We start from the raw sequence: 7,184 nt of genomic DNA on the forward strand, positions 1-7,184 counted from the left end.
TTAGATCACAGTTAATCAGAGAGTAGACTCACTAACCCCAAATGTTAATTTTTGTTAACTTAACCGTTGGATAAAAGAATTGTTTGTTCTTAAGAGTGTTTCCCAAGATGAATTTAGAATCTATAGAGATGCGCCTGCAACAACTTAAGCAAGAACAGGATCTAATTGTTAATCAAGTGGAAAATGCGATCGCACTTTTCGATCGATCTCACCAACTAATCCTATTTAACAATAACTTGATCCAGATGTGGGGATTGTCTCCAGAATTTCTGGGAAAAAAGCCCAAGGATGAAGTTGTTTTCCATCATATTGTAGAACAAGGATACTGGTCAGAATCACAAAAGCAACAGTTGGAAACATATTTACAAACAGCAGATACAAACAACACTTGTTTTTACTTGCAACAAAGTAATAACATTTGTTTAGAAGTTTACACTACATTAACATCTGACGGTGGGCGGCTATTTACGTTCCGCGATGTGACAAGATATCAACAAGCACTACGTTCAGCTAGCGAAACCCAAGCTTCCTTAAATGCCGAAGTCAGAAGATTAAATTTTCTCCAACAACTTACCGAACGATTGCAACCTGCTACTGATTTAAAAGAACTGGGCAAATTTGCCCTTGGCTATTTGGTAGAGGTAACGGGTGCAGCTTTTGGAGATGTGAAGGTAATTATCGGTAATGGTAATCAGAGTTATGCTAGTGCGATTACTAATCAGATTTCGGCACAATTTATTGCTACTCATGGAGAAATTGCTGTTGCAGAAATGCAAGGTTTATTAAGTCAAGGTATTCCTTATAATCAAGGGTTACTCTGGGAAGTGGTGGAAACTGGGAAACCCATCTTTGTGGAAGATTACTATAAACATCCGAAAGCTTTACCGGGATTTAAGCATCCAGCGATCGGACAATTAGGAATTTTCCCGATTCCGGCGGCTGATGGTACGATTATCGGAGTGCTAACTTTAGAATCGCGGAGTTTACAGAAGTTACAACAAGCACCACAACAAGATATGCTGATTGCAGCTTGTCGGACTTTGGGGGTAGCGATCGAACGAGTATTAGCGCAAGAAAATTTACGGCAGATTAATGAAGACTTAGAACGCGCTTCCCAAATGAAATCAGAGTTTTTAGCTTCAATGTCTCACGAATTACGCACGCCGCTAAATAGCATTTTAGGGTTTTCTGATTTATTGTTACGCCAAAGTGCAGGTTCTTTGAGCGATCGCCAACTCAATTATGTGCAGACGATCGAAAGAAGCGGCGAACATTTATTACAACTAATTAACGATATTCTCGATCTTTCCAAAGTTGAAGCTGGCAAAGTTGAACTGAACTTAAAGCCAATTTCGATCCATTATTTATGTACAGAATGCCTGAAAATGATTCAATTACGGGCGGTAAAAAAGCGATTGGCATTAACTTTGGAATTAGATTATCGTTTGGAACAAGTTAACATTGATGAACGTCGCGCTTGTCAGATTTTAATTAATTTGCTTTCCAATGCCGTAAAGTTTACCCCAGAAGGCGGACAAATTAAACTTTCTAGTCGTTTAGCTTATGGTAGCCAATTAGAAAAAGAATATCGTCCCGATCGTTCTCCGATCAATCCCAGTACTCCTTACCTTTGCTTAGAAGTGCAAGACTCCGGTATTGGGATTGCCAAACATAAATGGCATTTGCTATTTCGTCCTTTTCAACAAGTCGATACTTCCCTAACTCGCCATCACGAAGGTACTGGTTTAGGTTTGGTGTTAACAAAGCGATTAGCGGAATTACATGGTGGTACAGTTTCTTTAGAATCGGAAGTAAATCAAGGTAGTAAATTTCGAGTTTGGATACCGCTGACGGAGATGCGTCAGCAACAAACTGGGATAGCACAAATTGAGTTTCAACCAGAGTCGAAAATTAATTTACAACTTCAAGAACCTGCTGTTTCTCCTGCTAAATCCCAGACTAAACGAGTTTTGGTAGTGGAAGATCAACCCTACAATCAAGCTTTTATTTCGGAAGTGCTGGAACTCGAAGGATATAAGGTAGAGATGATTTATGATGGCGGAACGATGATGCAGACAATTTATTCTCCTTTGGTTACGCCCCAGTCTCTCCCAGATTTGATTTTAATGGATATTCAATTGCCCCAAGTGGATGGGATTCAGATTATCCGCCAACTGAAGGCGCATGATTTGTGGAAAAGTGTGCCAGTGGTTGCGGTTACGGCGATCGCCATGTCGGGCGATCGCGATCGGTGTTTAGCCGCTGGTGCTGATGCTTACTTGAGTAAACCCTTAAAAGTCGATGAGTTAATCGCTTGCGTGCGCTTGTATACAGACAAGGAAACCAAAGAAGTAAATCAATAAGTAATTAGGCTGGGAGTTGAATATTTTTCGGGAAATTGTTTCAATATATTAAGAAGGCTTGACAAGCATTTGAGTAAAATTACTTGCAGCTAACTTACTGTGAAGGATAAAGCGGGTGTATCTCATCTACCACAGTGTAGAAAAATAAAGACAATGGAGTTATTACTAACTTTAAAACTGATGTTTGTGGTTAGACCACATTAGTAGTTTTTTTCCTTAACTATGCTAAACCACCCGCCAACAATTTTGCTTGTAGATGACGAACCTGTAAATATTACTTTACTAGAAAGTTTACTAGCCGCAGAAGGCTATGATACTGTATCAGCCACTTCTGGAATGGCAGCATTGTCAATGGCTAAAACGTCAATTCCCGACTTAATTGTGCTGGATATCATGATGCCAGAAATGAATGGGTTTGAGGTTTGCCAAAAACTTCGAGAAGATCCTAATTTACAAACTGTACCGATTATTTTTTTGACGGCGTTGGATGACGATCATTCTAAATTGCGTAGTTTAGAAGTGATGGGAGATGATTTTGTAACTAAGCCGTTTAAGAGTAGCTTACTTTTAAGAAAAATTGCCAATATTTTACGACTTCAGGAAATGCGATCGCAACAAGCGCAACAAGAAATTAAAGAAAAAACCAAACGGCAATTTTCAGCAGCTTGGAATATTAATTTAGCCCTTTCGGAAAAATTACGTTTATTTGTCCCCGATCAATTTTTGCGCCGCATTGCACCCACTGGAGTAGAATCAATTCAATTAGGCAATGCTCAAGAAGAAGAAATTACAGTTTTATTTTGTGATATTCGTAAATTTACTACTATTTGTGAATCCCAATCTCCCAGTGAAACTTTCCAATGGTTAAATGTATTTTTTACCCAAATGAATGATTGTATTACAGCAAATTACGGTTTTATTGACAAATACTTGGGAGATGCTTTAATGGTAGTATTCGATCGAAAAGAAACTCACGCCCAAGATGCGGTAAATGGCGCATTGATGATGCAACGAAAGATTGTGGAATTTAATAGCGATCGAACCAAATATAACTTAGAACAACCAATTAATATCGGTATTGGAATTCACACAGGTAAAGGCATTATTGGCGCTTTAGGTGCTGACTCTCGAATTGATTCTACAGTAATAGGTGATGTCGTAAATACAGCAGCAAGACTACAAGAATTAACCAAACATTATGAATGTGGAATTATCGCCAGTGATTCGGTAATTTCTCTATTAACAGAATCCCAGTATTTTGAAGTGCGGTGGATCGACAAAGTAGTACCCAGAGGTAAACAAAAAGCACAAGACATCTACGAAATCTGCGGTAAAAGCACACCACCCACAAATACACCTCTGATGCTAACTTAATCCTTTGTAGAGTGCGTCAAATAATAAATCTAATCGACAGCATCCGGGGTTAAATTTCTGACATACCTTCCTTAAACCTACGCCAGTTGCCTAAGTTATGAAACTTAAATTAAGATTTTGCTAACAGCAGAAATTGCCTGGTAAAATTGAATTGATTTTATTTAACTAAGGTGAGTGATGTTGAAAGTAAATCTAATCAAGTGGTTGAAAAAACCCGTCTTACTGTTGTTAGTAGTAACTTTGACTTTGGGCATCGCTATATTACCACAAGCGAATGCTACAAACACCAAACAAATAAATCAACCTGTTGTCGAACAAAGAACTAAACAAAATCCCACAGACACAGATTTTGCCGGATTACCTTTAGTATTAGCAGCGAGATTTAAAATTAAACCTGCACAACGCGCCACCTTTCTTCAGCTAGCTAATGTTGCTTTAAAGGAAACAGTTAAAGAAACTGGAGTTATTACTTATAACTTGTATGAAGATACAGATACTAAAAATTCCTTTATCTTTTTTGAAGAATGGAAAAGTAGACAAGCACTTGATTCTCACCTGCAAAGAAACTACACTAAAAACCTTTTAGACAAATTTCCCCAGTTAGTTGATGGCGAACCTAGCATCAAAGTTTATAAAGTTCAAGGGGTTGATTTTATTTTGGGAATGTAGTGGGATGGTGCGTTACTAACGCACCTTACAAATATAACTTTTCCGAATTTTTACGTATTTATTCTAGTCCCAAACTGCTATATTAATATTTCTCATCTGTCCATTAAGTATATATTCTGGTGGAATACCACCGCTACAGGTAAGAAATACTTAATTTTTCCAGGTAGGAGCAATTATTAATTTAAGTAAAAATACTGGACAGATATTTCTAAGCTGTCAGATAATAATGATGTGTTTTCCTTAAATACATAGAATTACACAATCCTCGATGAGGCTGTTTCCGAAGAAGTGTAAATACTTGGAAAACTGGCTCAAAAAGTAGCCTTTAAAGATTCCCAGTTTTCTCTTTTTTAGGGCAGGGTGGTTTCATACAAAAGATAAAATTTTGGTAATTTCAAAGTTTTTAGTTCGTGACTTGTAATAATCTAAAAAATTACTACAGAATTCTTGCCTTTGGGAATTTTAGAGGGCATTTATCCTTATTGACGCAAGACAGATAGTTTAACATTTCTAGAGATTAAGCCTAAAAATCAGCGTAAAAAGACCTTTTTTGCCTAAAGATTTGCCGGAATAGGAGTATCCCTATCTAGGAGAGTGCCTACTAATTGTCGGGATATCTGTAAGCTAGTTAATTCAAGTTTTAATATTTCTAGATGTTCTGCTTTTATCAAAAGCACAGGGATAATTTTCCCAAATTTTCCGATCGCAAATTGAAACAAAAAGAAACCAAAGACCACATTAGCTTTCACAAGGTCAATCTCGATCGCAAAATTAATCAATTTATCTGTTTAGTAACTTGTTTCTATGAATAGAAGCAAAAGGAGAAAATAGGCTATGAATAACTATTCAGTTAGCAATCCTTTGATTCTGGAAGAAAGTTTACAAGTAACGCAAGAGTACTTAAAAAAAATTGTCACCAAACCAGATTTTCTCGCCGATATGCAGCGAGCTTTTGGTAACAGTTTTGCTCCTGAGTTAGCCTTAAGTTTAGTACAGAATTGGGCAAAGAGTGATTTTAGCGATTTACCAAAGATTGAGATTCATTCTAGAGATGAGATAAATGGAGCAAATGGTGCTTTTGCTAGCGCCACAAATACGGTTTATCTGTCAGAAGAATTTCTCAAAGCCAGTAGTGCTGAGAATATAGCTAGTGTACTGCTAGAAGAAATTGGTCATGCCATTGATGCACGGTTAAATCAATCAGATAGTCCGGGAGATGAAGGAGCAATTTTTTCAGCATTAGTTCGCGGGAAAGTGCTTTCTCCGCAACAGTTAGCAGCACTGAAAACCGAAGATGATACGGCAACTATTACCTTAGATGGGCAAGCCCTAAAAATTGAGCAATCCAATCTTGTCGTCAATACTATTCTTGATACCGTTAATCCTAATGACGGAAAACTCTCTTTGCGGGAAGCTATTGAACAAGCAAATAGTACCTCTGACGCAGATACTATCACTTTTGATCCCAGCTTAAGTGGTCTGGGAATTTATCTGACTGGGAAAGCACTTGATATTGTTGATTCTGGTGGTAGTTTGACCATTCAAGGTTTGGGAGAAAATCAGCTGACTATTGATGCCGATGGGAAAAGTCGGGTCTTCAATATCACTACTACCAATCCTCAGAACTTGATTGCGATCGAAGAAATAACAATTTCTGGGGGTCAACCCAATTATTCTGAGAGTTATGGCGGCGGAGGTGGCATTTCTAACAGTGGAAATCTTACACTGAGCAACGTTACCATTAGGGATAACAAAATAACTTATTCGACTAGTAACCCATCGGCTGGTGGTATCTATAACACAGGTGTTCTCACCTTAAGCAACGTCACTATCAGCAACAACAGGAATAATAATGGCACTTACAGTACAGGTGGAGGTATATCTAACACAGGTACTATTATTGCCCTTAACAGTACCATCCAAAGCAATGTTTCAGCGTATGGTAATGGCGGTGGGATCTATAACTCAGGGGGAACTCTCACGCTGATAAACACTACTGTTAGCGGTAACACCGGGGCGTACAATTATGTTGGTGGTGGTATTTACACTTATCAGGGTACTGTGAGTCTGATCAACAGCACCGTCAGCGGCAACAGTCTCGGCAACAGTCTCTACTATAGTGGTGATGGTGGTGGTATTTACAACGATATCGGTTTTGTAACTCTAAGTAACAGCACCGTCAGCAATAATTCTCAAGCCGGAATCTCAAACCACGGAAGCCTCGATATCACAAATAGTATTATTGCCAACAATAGTGGTGGAGATTTCAGTACAGTTGGCATAATTAGACCTCACGGTATCAACTTGATAGAGGACGGTAGTGTAACTGGGCTCAATATTATTAATGCCGATCCTAACCTTGGCCCTCTACAAAATAATGCAGGTCTAACACCAACTCATGCACTCCTCGTAGGTAGTCTAGCCATAGATGCGGGAGATAACACTGTAATTTCTCCTGATAGTTCCGATCTCGATGGTGATGAAAATACCAGTGAACCTCTCCCATTCGATCAGCGGGGTGTTGGTTTCTCGCGTATTTTCAACGGTAAGGTTGATCTTGGTGCCTTTGAGTCTTCTGTTGCCAACGCATCAGGCAGTTTAGCTTTTAGTGCGGCTGATTACAGTGTGAATGAAGATGGTACTACTATTGCTGCTGTTACCGTTACCCGCACAGGTGGTAGTGATGGCGCTGTCAGCGTGAATGTGAATCCCACTGACGGTACAGCTACTGCTCCTAATGATTACGACAATACGCCGATTCTGGTTAGTTTTGCCAGT

At 38.8% G+C, this 7,184-nt stretch carries 4 protein-coding genes; all 4 read left to right on the top strand.

What is annotated here, in order from left to right; translation table 11 throughout:
- Positions 1–107: 107 nt before the first annotated feature.
- Complete coding sequence (locus tag ACE1B6_RS17965) at positions 108–2,363, top strand: hybrid sensor histidine kinase/response regulator (protein ID WP_413258623.1); 2,256 nt, start codon at positions 108–110, stop codon at positions 2,361–2,363.
- Between the two features lie 222 nt (positions 2,364–2,585).
- Positions 2,586–3,737 (top strand): response regulator, encoded by a 1,152-nt coding sequence (locus ACE1B6_RS17970; protein WP_413258624.1) that lies wholly within the window; start codon positions 2,586–2,588, stop codon positions 3,735–3,737.
- A 177-nt stretch (positions 3,738–3,914) separates the two neighbouring features.
- On the top strand, positions 3,915–4,406 hold the full coding sequence (locus ACE1B6_RS17975) for a putative quinol monooxygenase (protein WP_413258625.1): 492 nt from the start codon (positions 3,915–3,917) through the stop codon (positions 4,404–4,406).
- A gap of 834 nt (positions 4,407–5,240) precedes the next feature.
- Positions 5,241–7,184: choice-of-anchor Q domain-containing protein (locus ACE1B6_RS17980; RefSeq protein WP_413258626.1), on the top strand; the 1,944-nt coding region annotated here is incomplete at its 3' end.

Origin of the sequence: Floridaenema fluviatile BLCC-F154, from assembly GCF_041929135.1 — a bacterium.
In the GTDB taxonomy this organism is placed as follows: domain Bacteria; phylum Cyanobacteriota; class Cyanobacteriia; order Cyanobacteriales; family Aerosakkonemataceae; genus Floridanema; species Floridanema fluviatile.

Excerpts from the sequence above, each read along its gene's own strand:
- ACE1B6_RS17975 (WP_413258625.1), top strand. The coding sequence starts at position 3,915 with ATGTTGAAAGTAAATCTAATCAAGTGGTTGAAAAAACCCGTCTTACTG.
- ACE1B6_RS17965 (WP_413258623.1), top strand. The coding sequence starts at position 108 with ATGAATTTAGAATCTATAGAGATGCGCCTGCAACAACTTAAGCAAGAA.
- ACE1B6_RS17970 (WP_413258624.1), top strand. The coding sequence starts at position 2,586 with ATGCTAAACCACCCGCCAACAATTTTGCTTGTAGATGACGAACCTGTA.